Origin of the sequence: Massilia sp. BHUDP2, from assembly GCF_046236355.1 — a bacterium.
GTDB lineage: Bacteria > Pseudomonadota > Gammaproteobacteria > Burkholderiales > Burkholderiaceae_D > Telluria > Telluria varians.
This window is the reverse complement of sequence record NZ_JBJUVW010000003.1, coordinates 580,971-600,327: the sequence shown is the minus strand read 5'-3', so window position 1 is coordinate 600,327 and position 19,357 is coordinate 580,971. Positions and strand designations below refer to the sequence as shown.

General features: G+C 66.1%; 18 protein-coding genes. 11 read left to right on the top strand and 7 right to left on the bottom strand.

The features are described from left to right. Positions 1-6 precede the first annotated feature (6 nt). From ACK6C6_RS19440 to ACK6C6_RS19420, 5 genes are all read left to right on the top strand, one after another. Positions 7-1,353, top strand: a complete 1,347-nt coding sequence (locus ACK6C6_RS19440) for a CpaF family protein (protein ID WP_209589501.1) — start codon at positions 7-9, stop codon at positions 1,351-1,353. A 9-nt stretch (positions 1,354-1,362) separates the two neighbouring features. Further along, positions 1,363-2,340 (top strand): type II secretion system F family protein, encoded by a 978-nt coding sequence (locus ACK6C6_RS19435; protein WP_409268821.1) that lies wholly within the window; start codon positions 1,363-1,365, stop codon positions 2,338-2,340. A gap of 29 nt (positions 2,341-2,369) precedes the next feature. Next, on the top strand, positions 2,370-3,311 hold the full coding sequence (locus ACK6C6_RS19430; protein ID WP_409268819.1) for a type II secretion system F family protein: 942 nt from the start codon (positions 2,370-2,372) through the stop codon (positions 3,309-3,311). Positions 3,312-3,327: 16 nt separating this feature from the next. After that, complete coding sequence (locus tag ACK6C6_RS19425; RefSeq protein ID WP_409268818.1) at positions 3,328-4,437, top strand: tetratricopeptide repeat protein; 1,110 nt, start codon at positions 3,328-3,330, stop codon at positions 4,435-4,437. 92 nt (positions 4,438-4,529) lie between these two features. Then, positions 4,530-4,856, top strand: coding sequence for a BON domain-containing protein (locus ACK6C6_RS19420; protein WP_209589505.1), 327 nt, complete (start codon positions 4,530-4,532; stop codon positions 4,854-4,856). A 17-nt stretch (positions 4,857-4,873) separates the two neighbouring features. Here the strand turns inward: ACK6C6_RS19420 and ACK6C6_RS19415 are convergent, their stop codons facing one another. The 3 genes from ACK6C6_RS19415 to ACK6C6_RS19405 all read right to left on the bottom strand — a co-directional run bounded on the left by ACK6C6_RS19415 (position 4,874) and on the right by ACK6C6_RS19405 (position 7,547). Further along, positions 4,874-5,641, bottom strand: coding sequence for a GIN domain-containing protein (locus ACK6C6_RS19415; RefSeq protein ID WP_409268817.1), 768 nt, complete (start codon positions 5,639-5,641; stop codon positions 4,874-4,876). 168 nt (positions 5,642-5,809) lie between these two features. Then, positions 5,810-6,625 (bottom strand): family 16 glycosylhydrolase, encoded by an 816-nt coding sequence (locus ACK6C6_RS19410; protein ID WP_409268816.1) that lies wholly within the window; start codon positions 6,623-6,625, stop codon positions 5,810-5,812. A 16-nt stretch (positions 6,626-6,641) separates the two neighbouring features. Continuing rightward, a complete protein-coding gene (locus ACK6C6_RS19405) occupies positions 6,642-7,547 on the bottom strand; it encodes a polysaccharide deacetylase family protein (protein WP_409268815.1) in 906 nt (301 codons plus the stop codon). A gap of 625 nt (positions 7,548-8,172) precedes the next feature. Here ACK6C6_RS19405 and ACK6C6_RS19400 point away from each other — a divergent pair. From ACK6C6_RS19400 to ACK6C6_RS19380, 5 genes are all read left to right on the top strand, one after another. Beyond that, positions 8,173-11,163, top strand: coding sequence for a TonB-dependent receptor (locus ACK6C6_RS19400; protein WP_409268814.1), 2,991 nt, complete (start codon positions 8,173-8,175; stop codon positions 11,161-11,163). Positions 11,164-11,267: 104 nt separating this feature from the next. Next, positions 11,268-12,854 carry a tryptophan halogenase family protein gene (locus tag ACK6C6_RS19395; protein ID WP_409268812.1) on the top strand — a complete coding sequence of 529 codons (1,587 nt, stop codon included), beginning with the start codon at positions 11,268-11,270 and terminating at the stop codon, positions 12,852-12,854. Between the two features lie 43 nt (positions 12,855-12,897). Then, positions 12,898-13,608, top strand: coding sequence for a SapC family protein (locus ACK6C6_RS19390; RefSeq protein ID WP_292044027.1), 711 nt, complete (start codon positions 12,898-12,900; stop codon positions 13,606-13,608). Then, the gene (locus ACK6C6_RS19385; protein ID WP_409268810.1) at positions 13,583-14,605 is read left to right on the top strand and encodes a cupin-like domain-containing protein; all 1,023 of its coding nucleotides are present in this window, start codon (positions 13,583-13,585) and stop codon (positions 14,603-14,605) included. The genes ACK6C6_RS19390 and ACK6C6_RS19385 overlap by 26 nt, the downstream gene beginning before the upstream one ends. A 10-nt stretch (positions 14,606-14,615) precedes the next feature. Continuing rightward, a complete protein-coding gene (locus tag ACK6C6_RS19380) occupies positions 14,616-16,121 on the top strand; it encodes a tryptophan halogenase family protein (RefSeq protein WP_409268809.1) in 1,506 nt (501 codons plus the stop codon). A gap of 11 nt (positions 16,122-16,132) precedes the next feature. On the opposite strand, the gene ACK6C6_RS19375 is transcribed toward ACK6C6_RS19380, so the two are convergent. Genes ACK6C6_RS19375 through sugE form a run of 3 tightly spaced genes read right to left on the bottom strand, consistent with a single transcriptional unit; the run spans position 16,133 to position 17,007 of the window. Then, the gene (locus tag ACK6C6_RS19375) at positions 16,133-16,306 is read right to left on the bottom strand and encodes a hypothetical protein (protein WP_409268808.1); all 174 of its coding nucleotides are present in this window, start codon (positions 16,304-16,306) and stop codon (positions 16,133-16,135) included. A 13-nt stretch (positions 16,307-16,319) separates the two neighbouring features. Further along, positions 16,320-16,679 (bottom strand): NADH-quinone oxidoreductase subunit A, encoded by a 360-nt coding sequence (locus ACK6C6_RS19370; protein ID WP_409268807.1) that lies wholly within the window; start codon positions 16,677-16,679, stop codon positions 16,320-16,322. Positions 16,680-16,689: 10 nt separating this feature from the next. Continuing rightward, positions 16,690-17,007: a quaternary ammonium compound efflux SMR transporter SugE gene (gene sugE, locus ACK6C6_RS19365; protein ID WP_036205975.1), complete on the bottom strand. Its 318-nt coding sequence runs from the start codon at positions 17,005-17,007 to the stop codon at positions 16,690-16,692. Positions 17,008-17,096: 89 nt separating this feature from the next. On the opposite strand from sugE, the gene ACK6C6_RS19360 reads away from it, so the two are divergent. Then, positions 17,097-18,035, top strand: a complete 939-nt coding sequence (locus tag ACK6C6_RS19360) for a LysR family transcriptional regulator (protein ID WP_409268805.1) — start codon at positions 17,097-17,099, stop codon at positions 18,033-18,035. Positions 18,036-18,040: 5 nt separating this feature from the next. Here the strand turns inward: ACK6C6_RS19360 and ACK6C6_RS19355 are convergent, their stop codons facing one another. Continuing rightward, on the bottom strand, positions 18,041-19,351 hold the full coding sequence (locus ACK6C6_RS19355; protein WP_409268804.1) for a sugar MFS transporter: 1,311 nt from the start codon (positions 19,349-19,351) through the stop codon (positions 18,041-18,043). Positions 19,352-19,357 lie beyond the last annotated feature (6 nt).

Below are 19,357 nucleotides of genomic sequence, written 5' to 3'. Positions count from 1 at the left end.
CCACCCATGTCCTTACGTGAACGCCTTGCGAGTACCGGTCAGGAACGCCAGCCCGGCGCGGTCGTGCCGGAAGTCGCCAACCAGGCCTATCAGGAGCTCAAGAAGCAGATGCACCAGATGATCCTGGACCGCATCGACCTCGAGCGCCTCAAGCGGCTCACCGCCGAGCAGTTCAAGCACGAGCTGGCCCTGCTGATCCAGCGCATCATCGAGGAGGAGCGCATCGTGCTGAATCAGCACGAACGCCACCACCTGGTGCTCGATATCCAGCACGAGATGCTCGGCTTCGGTCCGCTCGAGCCGCTCCTGAACGACCCGAGCGTTTCCGACATCCTGGTCAATACCGCCAGCAAGGTGTATGTCGAGCGGCGCGGCAAGCTCGAACTCACCGACATCAGCTTCCACGACAATGCCCACCTGATCAAGATCATCGAAAAGATCGTCTCGCGCGTGGGCCGGCGCGTCGACGAATCAAGCCCGATGGTCGATGCGCGCCTGCCGGACGGTTCGCGCGTCAACGCGATCATCCCGCCGCTGGCGGTGGACGGGCCGCTGCTCTCGATCCGCCGCTTCGGCTCTTCGCCGCTGTCGGTGCAGAACCTGCTCGACTATAAAAGCCTGACTCCACCCATGATCCGGGTGCTGGAGAGCCTGGGTGGGGCCAAGGTGAACATCCTGATCTCGGGCGGCACCGGCAGCGGAAAGACCACCTTGCTGAACCTGATCTCCGGGTTCATCCCGGCCACCGAGCGCGTGCTGACGATCGAGGACGCGGCCGAGCTGCAGCTGCGCCAGCCGCACGTGGTGCGCCTGGAAACGCGTCCGCCGAACATCGAAGGCAAGGGCGAGGTGACCCAGCGCGCGCTGGTGCGCAACGCGCTGCGGATGCGTCCCGACCGCATCATCCTGGGCGAGGTGCGCGGCGCCGAGGCGCTCGACATGCTGCAGGCGATGAACACCGGCCATGAGGGCTCGCTCGCGACGATCCACTCGAACACGCCGCGCGACGCGCTGTCGCGGCTGGAAAACATGGTCAGCATGGCCGGCGTCAACCTGACTGCGCGTGCGATCCGCCAGCAGATCGCTTCCGCCGTGACGGTGGTAGTGCAGGTATCGCGCCTGACCGACGGCACGCGCAAGGTGGTCAGCCTGCAGGAAATCACCGGCATGGAAGGCGACATCATCTCGATGCAGGAGATCTTCCGCTTCGAGCAGAGCGGCGTGGACGCCGACGGCAAGGTGAAAGGGCGTTTCAGCGCCACCGGCGTCCGTCCGCGCTTCGCCGAGCGCCTGAAGATGTTCGGCGTGCCGGTGCCGGAAGACACCTTCGATCCCGACCGGATTTTCGACTGAGGAGGCAGCATGGACGTGCTGTTCTACGCTTTCGTGGTATTCCTGTTCGCGGCCGCGGTCCTCGCGATCGAGGGCACCTACCTGTGGTGGATGGGCACGCATGGCGCGGCGGCGCGGCGCATCGCGCGCCGGCTGCAGGTCATGTCCGGTTCGTCCGGGCGCGGCGGCGAGCGGATCTCGATCCTCAAGCAGCGTCCCTACAGCCGCAACGCGGCCTTCGACCGCTTCCTGCATCGTATTCCGCTGGCGGACCGGATCGATGCCCTGCTGGTGCAGGCCGGCACCACCAACACGGTCGGTCAATTCCTGGCCTGGTCGCTAGGCTGCATGGCCCTCGCCGCCGTGGTGTCGCTCGGCTGGCAACTGCCGGCCGCATTGCGCGCCCTGGTGGCCCTGCTCGGGCTGGGCGTGCCGTGGGTCCTGCTGCGCCGCACGCGGCAGCGGCGCCTGATCCGCATCGAGCAGCAACTGCCGGATGCCGCCGATTTCATCGCCCGCGCACTGCGCGCCGGCCACTCGTTCAGCAACGTCCTCCAGATCGTCGGCAACGAGCTGCCAGAGCCGCTCAGCGGGGAGTTCCGCATCGCCCGCGAGGAGATCAACTACGGCGCCCCGATGAACGAGGCCTTGCACGCCATGGCTGCGCGCATCCCGCTGACCGACCTGCGCTACCTGATCATCGCGGTGCTGATCCAGCGCGAATCGGGCGGCAACCTGGCCGAGATCCTGGGGAACATCAGCCAGATCATCCGCGCCCGCCTGAAACTGGTGGCACACGTGCGCGTGCTGTCGGCGGAAGGAAGAATGTCGGCGATGATCCTGACCGTGCTGCCGTTTGCCGTGCTGGGCATGATGCTGGCGATGAACCCGAAATACATCAGCGTGCTCTGGACCGACCCGAACGGCGTGCGCATGATGTGGTACGGCCTTGGCATGATGCTGGTCGGCGTCGTCTGGATGCGCAAGATCATCCGCATCCGCATCTGAGTCGGGCACGCATCCCTCCAGAGGTGAACATGACATCCTCCCAGCTGATCTTCCTGTTTGTCGTCCTGTGCGTCGTCACCGGCCTGGCCTGGCTCGGCCTGGTGCTGTTTGCGCCGCTGGCCCTGCGCGATCGCCTGCGCCGCTTCCTCGGCACTGCAGAGCAGAGCCAGCTCGATGCCGGGGGCGGCTGGGTCGAACGGGTTGCGAGCGCAGCCAAGCCCCTGACCAAGCTGTCGGTGCCCGAGGAGGGCTGGGAGAAATCCAGCCTGCGCACGCGCTTCATGAACGCCGGCTGGCGCAATCCGTCCGCCCTGTCGCTGTATTTCGCGTCGAAGACGGCGCTCGCACTGGTGCTGCCGGCACTGGTGGTGCCGCTGACCATCGTCTACAGCAAGGCGCTGCTGGGCTGGCGGATGATGGCCTTGCTGCTCACCGCGGCCGCCATCGGCTATTACCTGCCCAACATGATCCTCGAACGTATCGTGCAGCGCCGCCGCCGCGAGATTTTCGAAACCATCCCCGATGCGCTGGATCTGCTCACGGTGTGCGTCGAGGCAGGCCTGAGCCTGGAGCGTGCGCTGGTCAAGGTGGCGAACGAGATCCACATCAAGAGCGCAGTGCTGGCGCAGGAACTGCAGCTCGTCCTGATGGAAATGCGCGCCGGTTTCTCCAAGGAGAAAGCGCTGCGCAACTTCGCGCTGCGTTCGGGTGTCGAGGATGTCGACACGCTGGTGGCCATGCTGATCCAGTCCGAGCGATTCGGCACCAGCGTCGGCGATGCGCTGCGCGTCCAGTCCGACAGCCTGCGTCACAAGCGCCGCATCGTGGCCGAGGAATGCGCTGCCCGCATCGGCCTGAAGCTGCTGTTCCCCCTGATTTTCTGCATATTCCCCATGCTGCTGATGGTACTGCTCGGCCCCGCCATGATCCAGATTTCGCGGACCCTGGGCAAAGTGGCCGGTGCGGATTGAACACGAAGGAGCCCCCATGCCTAGCCTTACCTTGTTCGCACGTCTGGCGCTGCTGTGCGCCGGCGCTACCCTGGCGGCCTGCGCGCCCTTCGGCGCCCGTCCCGCCTTCGACGGCGCCGCGCCGGCCGCCGACGACGCCTATCTTGCCGGCCGCAATCACCACCTGGCGCGCAGCTACGAGGAAGCGCGCGCCGCTTACCAGGCCGCGCTGCAGATGGCGCCCGCACACGTGAACGCCCGCAACGGGCTGGCCACGCTGTATGCGGAGCAGCGCGAGTTCGCCACCGCGATCGCCTTGTGGCGCGCATTGACCGAATCGCTGACGATGTCCTCCGGTCCCGGCAAGGCCTACCTGTTCAGCAACCTCGGGCAGGCCCATTTCCTCAACGCGGAGTATGACGATGCGCTGGTCGCGCTCGAGAAAGCCTGCCTGCTCGACCCGCTCAACCACCGTTCCTGGCAACTGCTCGGCGAAACCTTGCGCAAGCTCGGGCAGGAAGAGCGCGCGCAGCAGATGCTGAGCCAGGCGGATGCCTTGCGCGCCCACGACCTGCGCGCGGACTATGCCGCTGCCGGCAGCCAGAGCCAGGTGGCGGCGATCGACCGCGCGCTCAAGGCGCCGGCGCGCGAGGAGGCGGGCTGGAGCCAGGTGCAGCTGCTCGTCGGTGCGGATGGCATGCTGGAGCTGCGCCGCGCGCCGCCGCCGGCAGGCTCGTCCGCTCCGGCACGGCTGCCGGAACCGGCGCCGGCGCCGGCCACGCCGGGGCGGGACGCGCCAATCCTCGCACTGGTAGAGATGCGCAATGGCAATGGCGTCTCGGGCATGGCACGCTCGCTGGCACGCCAGGTCGGCACGGGCGGGCTGAAAGTGACGCGCCTGTCGAACCAGAAGGGTTTCGGCGTGCGCCAGACCCGCATCGAATACGAAGCGACCTACCGCGAGGCGGCCGAACGCCTGGCCAGCCGCTTCGGGAGCGCGCAGCTGCAGGAGGTGCCCAGCTGCGCCCCCGCCAACCTGCGCGTGGTGCTCGGGCGCGACGTCGCCCACCGAGGTTTCGCCTTGCGTCCGGCGGCTCCGGGTGGCGATGCGGCAGCGCCGGTATTGGCATTGAACAAAGCTGACTGAAAAAAGGTCCGTTTGCACGTTTGGCCGGCATCAAACGTCGAGCGCTGGCACCCGAGAGAATGGGCTGGTCTGCCTTCTCTTGGGAGCCCTCCATGAACCTTTCCTACCGCATCCATCTGATCCTGCTCGGCGTGGTACTGGCTATCCTCAGTGCCTGCGCGCCCTCCGGCACGCACCGCGGCACCGGTGAATACATCGACGATGCCGCCATCACCACCCGGGTCAAGACCGCCTTGGCCACCGATCCGCAGGTCAAGGCAACCGAGGTCCAGGTCGAAACCTACAAGGGAACGGTACAGCTCAGCGGCTTCGTCGATTCGTCCGAGAGCGTCGCGCGGGCGGCACAGCTCGCCCGGGAGGTGCCCGGGGTGAAGGAAGTGCGGAACAGCATGGTCGTCAGGGATCGGCTCCGCCAGTAGGGCCGTTCCCGGGCAGCTTACTTCCAGCTGACCTTGCCCATGCCGTTGGTGTTGGCATTGCGCGTCGCCGGGTTGCCGTAGACGGTGGCCGAACCCATGCCGCTCAGGTCGATCTCGGCCGCGCGGGTCGCGTGCACCGTTGCGCCGCCCAGGCCGCTCATGTCGAGGTCGACCGATTCGGCGCGCAGGCCCTGGGCTTCCAGGCTGCCGACACCGGCCAGCTTGGCGCGCAGCAGCTTGCTCTCGCCATTGACGCTGATGCGGCCGGCGCCGCGCAGGCTGAGGTCGACGCGTTCGGCGCGCACGCCGTTCAGGGCGAGTCCGCCGACGCCGCCCAGGCGCGCGTCGATGGTGCGGTAATTGCTGTTCATGGTGACCGATCCGGCGCCGTCGAGGGCAAGCTGGATCGTATTGCCCGAGAAGCCGGTGACGGTCGATGCGCCCACGCCCTGCGAGGTGAACTCGGCGAGGTTGGGCACGGTCAGTTCGGCGCGCAGCTTCTCGTTCATGTCGCCACGGCGGGTATTGAAGGATTCGGTACCGATTTCCAGCGTGTCGCCGCGCTGGGCGGTGGTGATGCGTTGCACGAAGCGGCGGTCACCCGAGACGACCAGGGACGGCGTATTGCCCTGGCGCAGGACCAGGTCGACGACGCCACCTAGTTTCACCTTGGTGACCCTGGCATCGACGCTGCGGTTTTCGCGCACGACGTCGTCGGCGATGACGGGGCTGGCGACCAGTGCGAGCGTGGCGGCGACGGCGGCGGCACTCAACAGTTTTTTCATGCTTGTTCTCCGGTAGGTTGTCGATGGAGGCACTATAGGCCGCTGTCGTGGCGCCTCCGAGCCGATTGCGATGAACTGCGCAAACCACGGTCTGGAGCGTAAAAAAACCGGCATGGCGCGAACAGGACGCATGGCGCGCCGGCAGCGGCGCAGCCTGCGGCCAGGGGCTTACCGTGCCGGCGTGGCGCGCCGGTAGACGCGCACATAATCCACCAGCATCCGCTGCGGCAGGACCGTGCTGCTGTCCGGATTGCCGGGCCAGGCGCCGCCGACAGCCAGGTTCAGGAGCACGAAGAAAGGATGCTCGAATACCCACTCTCCCTTGACCAGGTTCGGCCGCGCCGTATGGTAGTGGATGCCGTCGCGATACCAGCGGATCTCGCCGCGCTCCCACTCCACCGCGAACACGTGGAAGTCGTCGGCAAAGATGCCGCTCGCCAGGGTCGAGTGGGTGCTAAAGGCCTTGGCGCCCGAATAGCCGGGACCGTGCAGCGTGCCGTACACGTTCGACGGCTCCTTGCCGATGATCTCCATGATGTCGATCTCGCCGCTGCGCGGCCAGCCCACCTTCCCGATGTCCGCGCCCAGCATCCAGAAGGCCGGCCAGATGCCCTGGCCCTTCGGCACCTTGATGCGCGCCTCGAAGCGGCCATGCATCTGTTCCATCAGGCCGGCGGTCTTGAGGCGTGCCGAGGTGTAGTCATTGCCGCCGTAGGCTTCGCGGCGCGCCTCGATGACAAGCATGCCATCCTCCACCCGGACGTTCTCCGCCCGGCCGGTGTAATGCTGCAGTTCCTGGTTGCCCCAGCCATGGCCACCGGTCTCCGCCACCCATTTCGTGCGGTCGAGCTGGTTGCCGTCGAATTCGTCGCCCCATGCCAGCGTCCAGCCGGCAACTGCGTCTGCGGGCGTGGAGGCGCAGCCGGCGGTGGCCAGTGCAAGCAGGGTGGACAGGGTGGCGGCAAAAAGGCGGATCGGTTTCATGGGTCTCCTTGTGGCCTCAGGGCGCCGCCGGGGGACGGGCCTGCTGCTGCCTGACGTGCTGCATGATGTTGATGAAGGTATCGGTCCAGACCAGCTGGCGGTTGTCCGCCAGGAAGCGCAGCAGTTCCGCGTGGGCCTGCGCGGACACGCTGAGGTAGTCGCCGCCGATGCCGTGGAAGGTGAAATTGACCATGGTGCCGCGCTGAATCGCCTGCTTGACGATGGCGATCAGCTCCGCGCCGCTGCTGCCGCTAGGTGTCGCCACCGGCACCGCGAGCGGATCGAGCGTGTGCATCGCATCGATGACGCCGCTGCCGCCGGTGACCTTGATCGCGACGAAGGCGGCGCGCACCGCGGGCAGGTAGTCGCGTCCGCCGGCCTGGGTATCGCCGCAGGGCAGCGTGAACGTGCGTTTCTGGCGGCCGTCGATCGCCGCCAGCATGGTATTGGCCAGCAGGACCTGGTCGCCCATCTGCGCCACGCTCATGGCATCGAGGTCGCGGTGCGGCTCGACCCAGTCGCGCCCGGGCTTGCTGCGCGCGCACTGGTGGAACAGGCTGTGGTTGCCCAGTTCGTGCCCGGCCCGCGCGGCGGCGCGCCATTCCTCCATGCGCCGCGCCACCGCCGGATTCGACAGGGTCAGGTAGAAGCTGCCCTTCAGGCCGAGCTTGTCGAGGGCGGGCAGGGCATGGTCGAGCTGGGAATCGAGGGCGTCGTCATAGGCGAGGCTGACGGCGGCCCGCGCCCCGTGCGGCCAGGCGAAGCCGCTGCGGGTGTCGGCTGCCGCGGCGGCAGGCATGGCACCATGCAGCCCTGCGGCCAGCACACATGCGAGCACGCGGCGGCGCCATGTTCCTCTCTCCAGCAGGTCCGCACGCGGCGCGCTGCCGGCCACGTCGTCCGCGTCTTCAGCTCGCTCCACGCTCATCCTTTCAGCCGTTATTTGGAAACGTTACCAGAATGTCAACCCGACTATAGCACTGAGGATTTTTCAGTGTCAATTGAGCGGCGGCGCAGGAGACAGGCAGGAACGAAGGCCAGTCTTCACTCTCACATACGAGCAATGTTGCAAATCAGCCGCATTTCGACGCATACCTACGCGGAATATTCCGTTGACAATTTTTTTTGCTAACCCTAATATTCAAACAACTTTACATGGAAACGTTTCCATGCACCTGAAAGATGGTTGAAGAATTGCTTGATCAACGAAGCATCGCAAGATGCGAGCCTGAGCGATTACAGATGAACGAGCGCAGCGCGCACCGCTTTACCCGCTACCTGGCAGCGAGGACATCGGCACTGGCCGCATGTCCTCGCTGTGCCGTCTGGTGGCAGGACGCGCCATGCGCAGGACCGGCGCCCGAGGGCGCCGCGGCGAGGAGGTGCCCAGCGATAGGGACGGCAGCAGGGACGACAGCAAGGACCGCCGGCGCGTGCAGCCTGGATTCAGCCGGCACAGGTAGTGGAGACACCGTTGGATTGGGTGACGGTCATTTTAAAAAAAACAGGAGAGCACCATGTATTACCCCAAGGCTAAGCAGACATTGATGAGCCTGGCAGTAGCCAGCGCATGCGCGGCATTCATCCCGGCGCATGCCCAGGAAGTCGCCTCGACCTCCGGCGCCGCCGCGACCACCGACCCGGCCGCCCTTACCCCGCAAGAGGCCAGCACCCCATCCTCGCCGGCCGGCGTCCAGACCGTCGTCGTGACCGGCCTGCGCGCCAGCCTCGAATCGTCGATGGCCCTGAAGCGCAACGCGCAGGGCTTCGTCGACGGCATCGTCGCCGAAGACATCGGCAAGTTCCCGGATACCAACCTGGCCGAATCGCTGCAGCGCATCAGCGGCGTGTCGATCGACCGCAGCATCGGCGAAGGCTCGAAGGTCACGGTGCGCGGCGTCGGTCCCGACTTCAACCTGGTGCTGCTCAACGGCCGCCAGATGCCGACCTCGATCCTGGGCGATCGTCCGGGCCGCGCCTACGATTTCGCCAACATCGCGTCCGAAGGCATCTCCCAGCTGCAGGTGTACAAATCGGCGCGCGCCGAGACCCCGACCGGCGGCATCGGCGCCACCATCAACGTCATTACCGCACGTCCGCTGTCGCGTCCCGGCCTGCAGGCCACGATCGGCATCAAGGGCGTGCACGACACCTCGGCAGAGAACCTGCCGGGCGACGTCAAGCGTGGCGGCAAGGTCACGCCCGAAGTGTCCGGCCTGTATAGCAATACCTCGGCCGACGGCCGCTTCGGTATCGCCCTGTCGGGCAGCTACCAGGAGCGCAACCTGGGCTACAACGTGGCTTCCGTCGGCAACGGCTGGAAAGGCCCGTTCCGCGGCGACGAGAACAACTGGGGCACCATTCCGCAACCTGGCACGCCGGGCTCGGAAAACATCACCAACCGTCCGAAGCCGACGGACCTGTACCAGGTGCCGCAGAACATGAACTACGCCATGAACGGCATCCAGCGCCAGCGTACCAACGGCCAGCTGACGCTGCAGTACGCGCCGAGCAAGGCCCTGACCACGACCCTCGACTACACCTACTCGCAAAACAAGATCCAGACCCGCCGCCAGGACCTGTCGGCCTGGTTCAACTTTGGCCCCTCGTCGAGCACCTGGACCGATGGTCCGGTCGCCGCGCCGCTGGTGTACACCGAGATCATCAACCCGGCCAACAGCGACATTGCCATGGGCGGCGCCGACTTCGCCACCAGGACCGAGAACAATTCGCTCGGCTTCAACGCTGCGTGGAAGGTCAACAGCGACATCCGCCTCGAGCTCGACGCCCACCGTTCCACCGCCGAATCGAAACCGGACAGCCCCTTCGGCTCCAGCAACACCCTCGGCACCGCCAGCTTCAGCCGCGGCACCACCAGCGTCGACTTCTCGCAGGACCTGCCGGTCCTGAGCATCCAGGGCGCCGACTTCCAGCGCGCACCGCAGCAGGTGACCGGCTCGGTGTTCGAGAACGCCTACGTCAAGAGCGAGATCAGCCAGGTCCAGACCCATGGCAGCTGGAAGATGATGGAAGCGTCCGAGCTCAAGTTCGGCCTCGCCACCACCGACGCCAAGAACCGCTCGGCCTTCTCGGTGCAGCAGCGTGACGACACCTGGGGCGGTGCGACCAAGGCGTCGGATTACCCGGCCAGCTACTTCCACCAGGAGAGCCTGCGCCAGTACTTCGACAACATCGACGGCCACGACAACCCGAACCTGTTCAACACCTTCTACACCTTCGACTTCGCCGCCTTGCGCCAGCTGGCCGCGCAGGTGACCGGCAAGCCGGAGCTGTACATGCCGAAGCCGGGCTATACCACCGACCAGCGCACCCGCGAGAAGTCGAAGAGCCTGTACCTGCAATTCAACACCGACTGGGATTTCGCGATGCCGGTGCACACCTCGGTGGGCGCGCGCTACGAGACGACCGAAGTCACCTCGACCGCGCTGGTGCCGATCGCCTCGTCCTACACCTGGGTGTCGCAGAACGAGTTCGCGGTGGGCCTGGGCACGCCGGCCTTCACCACCCTGACCGGCAAGTACCATCACTGGTTGCCGAGCTTCGACGCCGACATCGACCTGCGTTCCGACATGAAGGGCCGCTTCAGCTACGGCGAGACCATCGGCCGCGCGCGCTATGACCAGCTGACCGGCGGCCAGGTGCTCGAGACCCTGGGCCGTATCGAAGGCGGCCGCGGAAGCCAGGGCAACCCGGGCCTGCTGCCGGTCAAGTCGAAGAACATCGACCTGGCCTGGGAGTGGTACTACGACAAGTCGAGCTTCGTCTCGGTCGGCCACTTCCGCAAGAGCCTGGAAAATTACGCCGGCGTGTCGCAGGTCACGGCCCAGCCCTTCGGCCTGCGTACCCCGGTGGGCGGCGCCTACTGGAACGCGGCGATCGGCGCCGGTTGCGCGAGCTCGGACACGATGTGCATCCGCAACTATATCTTCCGTAACCTGGCAGGACGTCCTGGCGTGACCCGTGGACCGGATGACGTCAACGGCAACGCCACCGGTTCGATCGCCGGCCAGCCGAACGACCCGATCGCCAACTTCCTGATCACGAGCTACTCGAACCAGAAGGCTGCGCGCCTGCGCGGCCTCGAGTTCAACGTGCAGCACATGTTCGGCACCTCCGGCTTCGGCCTGCAGGCCAACTACACCAAGGTCGACTCGGGCCTGGGGTACAACAACGCCAGCATCGGCGAGCAATTCGCGCTGGTGGGCATGAGCGACTCGGCCAACCTGGTGGGTATCTTCGAGAACGACAAGTGGAACGTGCGCGCGGCCTACAACTGGCGCGACAAGTTCCTGGCCTCGACCTTCGACGGCGCCGGCGCGAATCCGCAGTATGTCGAAGCCTACGGCCAGCTTGACCTGAGCATCGGGTACAACGTCAACAAGAACATCAGTGTCCAGTTCGAAGGTATCAACCTGACCGACGAGATCCGACGCCTGCATGGCCGTAACGAGCGCCAGGCGCTGTATGTGGAGCAGTCCGGTCCGCGCTACATGCTGTCGGCCCGCTACAAGTTCTAAGCAGGACGGAAAGTGCAAACCAGCGGGCCGTGGCCATTGCCATGGTCCGCTGTGTTCATTTTCAGGTTAGACTTGCCCAGCATTAGTTTTTATTGAAAACAAATATGGCGAGCACCACCATCAGGCATGTCGTCATCGTAGGGGGAGGATCGGCCGGCTGGCTGACCGCCGCCGTCCTGGCATCGGGCTTCCAGGCGCTCGAGCAGGGTGGCCTGCGCGTGACGCTGATCGAATCGCCCGACGTGCCGACCATCGGCGTCGGCGAAGGCACCTGGCCGACCATGCGCGACACCCTGCGCGCGGCCGGCCTGTCCGAATCCGCCTTTTTCCGCGAGTGCGACGCCGCCTTCAAGCAGGGCTCGCGCTTCAACCGCTGGGTCCATGGCGGCGACCACGATTACTACTTCCATCCCTTCGTGCTGCCGCAGGGCTGGGGCGAGGCCGACATGGCCGGCCGCTGGCTGGAACGCCATACCGATATTCCCTTCGCCGACCTGGTGACCTACCAGCCGCACCTGTGCGTGCACGGGCGCGCGCCCAAGCAGGCCGCCACGCCGGAATTCGCGGCGGTGGCCAACTACGGCTACCACCTCGATGCCGGCAAGTTCGGCCTCTTTCTAAAGAAGCACTGCCTCGAACGCCTGGGTGTTCATTTTGTGGCGGACCATGTCACCGGCATCCGCTCCCACGAATTCGGCGAAATGAGCGGCGACATCGCCGCCCTGCAGACCAAGGCGCACGGCGAGCTGGCGGGCGACCTGTTCGTGGACTGCACCGGCATGCAGTCGCTGCTGCTCGGGAAGCACTACGGCGTGCCTTTCATCCCGCAGCGCGGCGTCCTGTTCAACGACAGCGCACTGGCCGTCCAGGTGCCGTACCTGGCGGAAGACGATCCGATCGCCTCGCAGACCACCTCCACCGCGCAGGAAGCCGGCTGGATCTGGGACATCGGCCTGCCGACCCGGCGCGGCGTCGGCCACGTGTATTCGAGCGCGCACACGAGCGACGAGCAGGCCGAACGCGCCCTGCGCGCCTACATCCGCGCCACCGGCGGACCGGAAGACATCCCGGCGCCGCGCAAGCTGAGTTTCGAACCCGGTTACCGCGAGCGCTTCTGGCACCGCAACTGCGTGGCCATCGGGCTGTCCGCCGGCTTCATCGAGCCGCTGGAGGCGTCGGCACTGGCCATGGTGGAACTGTCGGCCTCGATGCTGCTCGACGAGATGCCGGTCACGCGCGCGCAAATGGAGATCAGCGCCCGGCGCTTCAACGAGACCTTCACCTACCGCTGGGAGCGGGTGATCGATTTCCTGAAGCTGCACTATGTGCTGAGCCGCCGCGAGGGCGCGCTCGATCCGCATGGCTACTGGCGTGACAACCGGAGCAGCGAGACCATCCCGCAGCGCCTGGCCGACCTGCTGGCGCTGTGGCGCCACCGTACGCCCTCGCGCTACGATTTCAACCGCATCCAGGAAGTCTTCCCGGCGGCGAGCTACCAGTATATTTTGTACGGCATGGGCTTCCTTCCGGAACCCGGCCAGGTGCGGCGCGAGCGCATCGGCGAGGGCAACGGCGCCATGGCGGACGGCTTCCTGCGCCAGGCGGCCGAGCTGACGCGCCGGATGCTGCCGGCGCTGCCGGACAACCGTGCGCTTATCGCGCACATCGTGCGCCACGGCCTGCCGACCTGACAAGACAACGACAACGACAACGACAACGAGAAAGAGACACCACATGGCCAAGCCAGTACTGCTGAATAACATCGACCACAAGGACCTGCGCATCATCACCCGCCACGGCAGCAAGCTGGACGACAGCCACGCCTACGTGCAGACCTTCGCCGGCGAATTCCGCCTCCTGCAGGCCCACTACCCGATCATCTTCCGCAAGCAAAGCGAAGCCCATGCCTACGAGCCGATCGCCCTGTTCGGTTTCGAGACCGACGAGAACCTGTTCCTCGAAGAAGACCGCTGGGACGCGCCCACCCTGCCGCTGCTGGTGGAGCGCCTGCCTTTCCTGATCGGCCGCGAGGGTGACGAGCTGATGATCCACATCGACGTCGACAGCCCGCGCGTCAGCACCACGGAGGGCGAGCCGATCTTCCTGCCGCACGGGGGCATGAGCCCCTACCTCGAGCATGTGAACTCGATGCTGCTCACCATCCACGAAGGCATGGGATCCAACGCCGCCTTCATCGAAGCGCTGGAGAAGCACGAGCTGCTGGAAGGCTTCTCGCTCGACATCACGCTCGACGACGGATCGGAGAACCGCCTGGCCGGCTTCTACACCATCAACGAAGAGCGCCTGGCCGCGTTGGACGCCGCTGCACTCGACAGCCTGCACAAGGCTGGCTGGCTGTCCGCCATCTACTTCCAGGTCGCGTCGCTGTCGAACTTCCGCGCCCTGATCGACCGCAAGAATGCACGCCGTGCTGCCCGCGCCTGAACCCATCCGGGAAATCAGCGGCCTGACGCCGCGCGACCTCGGCCCAAGCATTCTCGAATCCACCGAGCCGATCGTGCTGCGCGGCCTGGTGGCAGGGTGGCCGATGGTCCAGGCGGCGCGTCAGTCGCCGGCGGCCGCCGACGCCTACCTGCGCCGCTTCTACCGCGACGCCACCGTCAACGCCATGCTCGGCCCGCCCGAGATCGAAGGCCGCTTCTTCTACAACGAAACGATGGACGGCTTCAACTTCGCCCCGGTGCGCGTGCGCCTGGACAAGGTGCTGGCCGAGCTGGAGCGCTACCGCGGCGTCGACAATCAGCCGGCGATCTACGTCGGCTCGACCACGATCGACACCTGCCTGCCCGGTTTCCACGACGAGAACCGCATCGACCTGGGCGGACGCGATGCACTCGGTTCGATCTGGATCGGCAACCGCACCCGCATCGCCGCCCATTACGACCTGCCGGACAACCTGGCCTGCGTGGTGGCCGGACGGCGCCGCTTCACCCTGTTCCCGCCGAGCCAGGTCGAGAACCTGTACATCGGCCCGCTCGACCTGACGCCGGCCGGCCAGGCCATCAGCCTGGTCGACTTCGTCAAGCCCGATTTGGCGCGCTTTCCGCGCTTTGCGACGGCGATGGCGCATGCGCTGGCGGTCGAGATGGGGCCGGGCGACGCGCTGTTCATCCCCAGCATGTGGTGGCACCACATCCAGGCGCTGGAAGACTTCAACGTGCTGGTGAACTACTGGTGGCGCCAGTCCCCCGACTACATGGACACGCCGATGAACGCGATGATGCACGCCTTGATGAGCGTGCGCGACCTGCCTTTGGCGCAGCGCGAGGCCTGGGCCGGACTGTTTCGCCACTATGTGTTCGAAGCGGACGACGAGACCGCGGCCCACATCCCGCCGAACGCGCGCCGCGCCCTGGCCCGGATGGATGCCGAGAGCGTGCGCAACATCCGCGCCCAACTACTGAAAAGAATGAATCGCTGAGGAGGGAGACATGGAACAAGGACTGAATGGTATCGGCAAGCCCATACGCCGCGTCGTCATCGCCGGCGGCGGCACCGCCGGCTGGATGGCGGCCGCCTGCATCTCCAAGGTGCTGGGCAAGCGACTCGACATCAAGCTGGTCGAGTCCGACGAGATCGGCACCGTGGGCGTGGGCGAGGCGACCATCCCGACCCTGCTGAACTTCCACAACCTCCTCGAGATCAACGAGCAGGAGTTCATGGCCGAGACCAAGGCCACCTTCAAGCTCGGCATCAGCTTCGAGAACTGGCGCAACGTGAACGAGGACTACATCCACTCGTTCGGCCTGACCGGCACCGACCACTGGACCGCCGGCTTCCAGCACTTCTGGCACAAGGGCCGCGAGCGCGGCCTGGCCGGCGAGTATGGTGACTACTGCCTGGAGCTGCGCGCTTCCCAGGAAAACAAGTTCGCCCACCTGCCGCGCGGCGGCATGAACTACGCCTATCACCTCGATGCGAGCGCCTATGCGCGCTACCTGCGCAAGTTCAGCGAGCGCTTCGGGGTGCAGCGCATCGAGGGCAAGATCGTCGACGTCAGCACCAGCGCCTTGAGCGGGCAGGTGCGCTCGATCACGCTCGATTCGGGCGCGGACATCGAGGGCGATCTGTTCATCGACTGCACGGGTTTCCGCGCGCTGCTGATCGGGCAGGCGATGGGCGTCGAGTACGAGGACTGGTCGGAGTGGCTGTTCAACGACAGCGCGGCCGCGCTGCAAACGAGTTCGGTGCGCGACGCGATTCCGCTCACGCGTTCGATCGCCCACCCCTTCGGCTGGCAATGGCGCATCCCGCTGCAGCACCGCGTTGGCAACGGCATCGTGTTCTCGAGCCGCTACGTGGAAGAGGGCGCGGCCATCGAGGCGCTGCTGGGGAACATTGAAGGCGAAGCCTTAATGAAGCCGCGCGTGATCCGCTTCAAGCCGGGCCAGCGGCGCCAGATCTGGAAGAACAACGTGGTCGCGGTCGGCCTGTCGAGTGGCTTCCTGGAGCCGATCGAGTCGACCAGCATCCACCTGATCCAGCGCAGCATCATCCGCCTGATGCAGATGTTCCCGACCAGCGGCATCGTCCAGAGCGACGTCGACGAATTCAACCGGCAGGCCTGGGAAGAGGTAAGCCAGATCCGCGACTTCATCATCCTGCACTACAAGGTCAACAACCGGATCGATGCGCCCTACTGGGTGGATGCACGCAACATGGAGGTGCCGAAGTCGCTGCAGCACCGCATCGACCTGTTCCGCGAAACCGGGCGGGTCTTCCGCATTTCGAACGAGCTGTTCGCCGAGAACTCGTGGATCCAAGTGATGCTGGGGCAGGGCATCATGCCTTACCGGCACCACCAGTCGGCCGACCTGATGGGCGACGAGGAGCTGTCGCACTTCCTCGGTTCGATCAAGGGGCAGATCGACCGCACCGTGGCCGGCCTGCCTTCGCACCAGTCCTATGTGGAGCGCTACTGCTCGACGCTGAAGTAGGCCAGCAAGGGCTACCAGCCGTGCTCCAGCACGTGCAGCCAGGTGCCCGCGCTGACCGCCAGGGCGATGCAGGCCGCGCTCCCGAGGATGCCGGCATCGCGCCGGTTGTGGGACCTGAACTCGCGCCATGCAATCCAGGCAAGGCATAGCCCGATCAGGCCATTCGAGACGAGCATGGCGTTCATGTCGTGCAGCTCCTCAGTCCCATTCCATCGCTCCTTTCTTCCATTCGTAGGCGAAGCCCACCGTCAGCAGGCCCAGGAACACCATCACGGCCCAGAATCCGGCGCTGTCGAGCTCCATCAGGGCCGCGGCCCAGGGGAACAGGAACACCACTTCCAGGTCGAACAGGATGAACAGGATCGCGACCAGGTAGTAGCGCACGTCGAACTTCATCCGTGCATCGCCGAAGGCTTCGAAGCCGCACTCGTAGGCGGACAGCTTTTGCGCGTCCGGCCGGTGCGGCCCGAGCGCGCGGCCCAGCAATTGCGGCACGACGCCCACGGCGATACCGACGAGGATGAAAAGCAGGACCGGCAAGTATTCAGAAATATCCATGATCGTTCGTTCAGTGTGAAACCATCTTCAGGCCGACGATGCCGGCGCCGATCATCGCGATGCACAGCAGCCGTGCCGGCGAGGCCGATTCGCCCAGCAGCACGATGCCGACGATTGCGGTGCCGATCGCGCCGATGCCGGTCCAGATCGCATAGGCTGTCCCCACCGGCAGCGTCTTCAGTGCATAGGACAGCAGGCCGAAGCTGACGGCCATCGCCGCCAGCGTGCCGACCGAGGGCCACAGGCGCGAAAAGCCTTCGGTGTATTTGAGGCCGACCGCCCAGGCGATTTCGAACAGGCCGGCAACGAGGAGTGCTCCCCAGACCATGATGTTTCCTTTCCATGCAAAAACAAAGACGGCATCTTATTTCTGTATCGGAGATAGAAAAAGTCAGAAGCTGTCAGTAAAATTGAAAGATGGCCTTTGACCTCGACAACTTGAAAGTCTTCCTGGCGGCGGTGGACCACGGTTCCTTCTCGGCCGCGGCGCGGGCGCTGCGGCGCGTGCCGTCCGCCGTCAGCATGGCGATCGCCAACCTGGAGGCGGAACTCGACCTGCAGCTGTTCGACCGCAGCGGCCGCGAGCCGCGGCCCACGGCGCATGCCGCGGTCCTGCTGCCGCAGGCCCGTCTGCTGGTCGAGCAGCTGCAGCGCATGAACAGCCATGCGCTGTCGCTGACCCAGGGACTGGAAACCTCCCTGACGATCGCCCTGGTGCCCGAGCTGCTGGCGGCGGCGCCGTGGAGCGAAGCGCTGCGCCGGCTGGCGCTCGAATACCCGCTGCTGAAGGTGGAAGTGCTGACCGCGCCGCAGGCCGATGCGCTGGCCATGCTGCAGAGCGGACGCGCGGACCTTGCCCTGGTCTACGAGCGCTATGGACGCGAAACCAACGAAGCCTTCGAGGAGGTGGCCGAGGAAAGGCTGGTCGCGGTCGTCGCGCCCGGCCATCCCCTGTGCCAACGCATGGGCAAGGAAGCCGTCCGCGACGAAGACCTGCTGGCCGAGCGCCAGGTGCTGGTCGCCGGCCGCGACACCGAGTACGTCGACAAGCGCATCGCCGTCGCGCGCATGCAATGGCGAACCGATAACCCGGCCGCGGCGCTGGCGTTGGTGAAGGCCGGCCTGGGCTGGGCATGGCTGCCCTCGGGCCTGGTGCGCGAGCACCTCGAGCATGGCGAACTGGTCGAGATCCCGACCGCGAACTTCACCAATGTGCTGCGCTTCTTCGTCGACGTCATCTGGAACAACGAGCGTCCGCCGGCCCTGGCGGCGCGCCGCTTCATCGCCCTGATGGAAGCGCTGCGCGAGGACGAAAAAAATGCCCGCTTGTCAGGCGGGCATTCCTGGAAGGGCTGACGGCTTCAGGCCGCCACCACCGGCTGCTTGTGCAGGTTCGCGTACTTCAGGCCGAAGTACAGGATGAACAGGTAGCACACGGCCGGCACCAGGAAGGACGGCTGCAGGCCGATGGTGTCGGCGAACATGCCCTGCACGAAGGGCACCACGGCGCCGCCGACGATGGCCATGCACAGGATGCCCGAGCCCTGGCCGGTGAACTTGCCCAGGCCGTGCAGCGCGAGGCTGAAGATGGTCGGGAACATGATCGAATTGAACAGGCCGACCGCGATGATCGCCCACATGGCCAGCTGGCCTTCGCCGAAGGTCGCCGCCAGCACCAGCAGGATCGAACCGAGGGCATTGACGGCCAGGGTCTTGCCCGGGCTGACGTAGCGCATCACGGCGAAGCCGATGAAGCGGCCCACCAGGGCGCCGCCCCAGTACAGGCTGACGTACTGCGCCGCATCCGCGTGGCTCAGGCCCGCGATGTTGCCCTCGCCGAGGAAGTTGATCAGGAAGCTGCCGATGCTGACTTCCGCGCCCACGTACAGGAAGATCGCGACCGCGCCCAGCACCAGGTGGCGGTAGGCCATGGCGCCGCCCTTGCCGTCGACGGCCGGCTTGCCGTCGTCCGCATGGCTGATCTTCGGCAGCCTGGCCACCGCGAACAGCACCGCCAGCAGCGCCAGCGCCGCGGCCAGGCCGAGATACGGGCCCTGCACGGCGGCCGCCTCGGCCGCCTTGTGCGCGGCCTGCTCGGCGGCCGGCAGCGCCGCCAGCTGCTCGGCGCTCAGCGCGACCGTGGACAGGATCAGGATGCCGCCCAGCGCGGGCGCCACCGTGGTGCCGAGCGAGTTGAAGGCCTGGGTGAGCGTGAGGCGGCTGGACGCGGTGCGCGCCGGCCCGAGCACGGTGACGAAGGGGTTCGCCGCCACCTGCAGGATCGTGATGCCGCTCGCCAGCACGAAGAAGGCGAACAGGAACAGGCCGTAGCCGCCTTTCGAGGCCGGGTAGAACAGGGCGCAGCCGGCGGCCGCGATCATCAGGCCGGTGACGGCGCCGTTCTGGTAGCCGATCTTGCGGATCAATGCCCCGGCCGGCAGCGACACGATGAAGTAGGCGCCGAAGAAGCAGAACTGCACCAGCATCGCCTGCAGGTAGGTGAGGGTGTAGATCGACTTCAGGTGCGGGATCAGGACGTCGTTGAGCGACGTGAGCAGGCCCCACATGAAGAACAGGATGGTGACGATGACGAGCGCGCCGGTGTGCGGGTTGTGCTCGGATTCGAGCGCCTGCGCCGCCGCCGGCGCCGGGTTCTTGACTGTGTTCTGCATGGGGTC

Excerpts from the sequence above, each read along its gene's own strand:
- ACK6C6_RS19435 (WP_409268821.1), top strand. The coding sequence starts at position 1,363 with ATGGACGTGCTGTTCTACGCTTTCGTGGTATTCCTGTTCGCGGCCGCG.
- ACK6C6_RS19390 (WP_292044027.1), top strand. The coding sequence starts at position 12,898 with ATGGCCAAGCCAGTACTGCTGAATAACATCGACCACAAGGACCTGCGC.
- ACK6C6_RS19400 (WP_409268814.1), top strand. The coding sequence starts at position 8,173 with ATGAGCCTGGCAGTAGCCAGCGCATGCGCGGCATTCATCCCGGCGCAT.
- sugE (WP_036205975.1), bottom strand. The coding sequence starts at position 17,007 with ATGGTCTGGGGAGCACTCCTCGTTGCCGGCCTGTTCGAAATCGCCTGG.
- ACK6C6_RS19385 (WP_409268810.1), top strand. The coding sequence starts at position 13,583 with ATGCACGCCGTGCTGCCCGCGCCTGAACCCATCCGGGAAATCAGCGGC.
- ACK6C6_RS19415 (WP_409268817.1), bottom strand. The coding sequence starts at position 5,641 with ATGAAAAAACTGTTGAGTGCCGCCGCCGTCGCCGCCACGCTCGCACTG.
- ACK6C6_RS19370 (WP_409268807.1), bottom strand. The coding sequence starts at position 16,679 with ATGGATATTTCTGAATACTTGCCGGTCCTGCTTTTCATCCTCGTCGGT.
- ACK6C6_RS19395 (WP_409268812.1), top strand. The coding sequence starts at position 11,268 with ATGGCGAGCACCACCATCAGGCATGTCGTCATCGTAGGGGGAGGATCG.
- ACK6C6_RS19360 (WP_409268805.1), top strand. The coding sequence starts at position 17,097 with ATGGCCTTTGACCTCGACAACTTGAAAGTCTTCCTGGCGGCGGTGGAC.
- ACK6C6_RS19425 (WP_409268818.1), top strand. The coding sequence starts at position 3,328 with ATGCCTAGCCTTACCTTGTTCGCACGTCTGGCGCTGCTGTGCGCCGGC.
- ACK6C6_RS19355 (WP_409268804.1), bottom strand. The coding sequence starts at position 19,351 with ATGCAGAACACAGTCAAGAACCCGGCGCCGGCGGCGGCGCAGGCGCTC.
- ACK6C6_RS19440 (WP_209589501.1), top strand. The coding sequence starts at position 7 with ATGTCCTTACGTGAACGCCTTGCGAGTACCGGTCAGGAACGCCAGCCC.
- ACK6C6_RS19410 (WP_409268816.1), bottom strand. The coding sequence starts at position 6,625 with ATGAAACCGATCCGCCTTTTTGCCGCCACCCTGTCCACCCTGCTTGCA.
- ACK6C6_RS19420 (WP_209589505.1), top strand. The coding sequence starts at position 4,530 with ATGAACCTTTCCTACCGCATCCATCTGATCCTGCTCGGCGTGGTACTG.
- ACK6C6_RS19375 (WP_409268808.1), bottom strand. The coding sequence starts at position 16,306 with ATGAACGCCATGCTCGTCTCGAATGGCCTGATCGGGCTATGCCTTGCC.
- ACK6C6_RS19380 (WP_409268809.1), top strand. The coding sequence starts at position 14,616 with ATGGAACAAGGACTGAATGGTATCGGCAAGCCCATACGCCGCGTCGTC.
- ACK6C6_RS19430 (WP_409268819.1), top strand. The coding sequence starts at position 2,370 with ATGACATCCTCCCAGCTGATCTTCCTGTTTGTCGTCCTGTGCGTCGTC.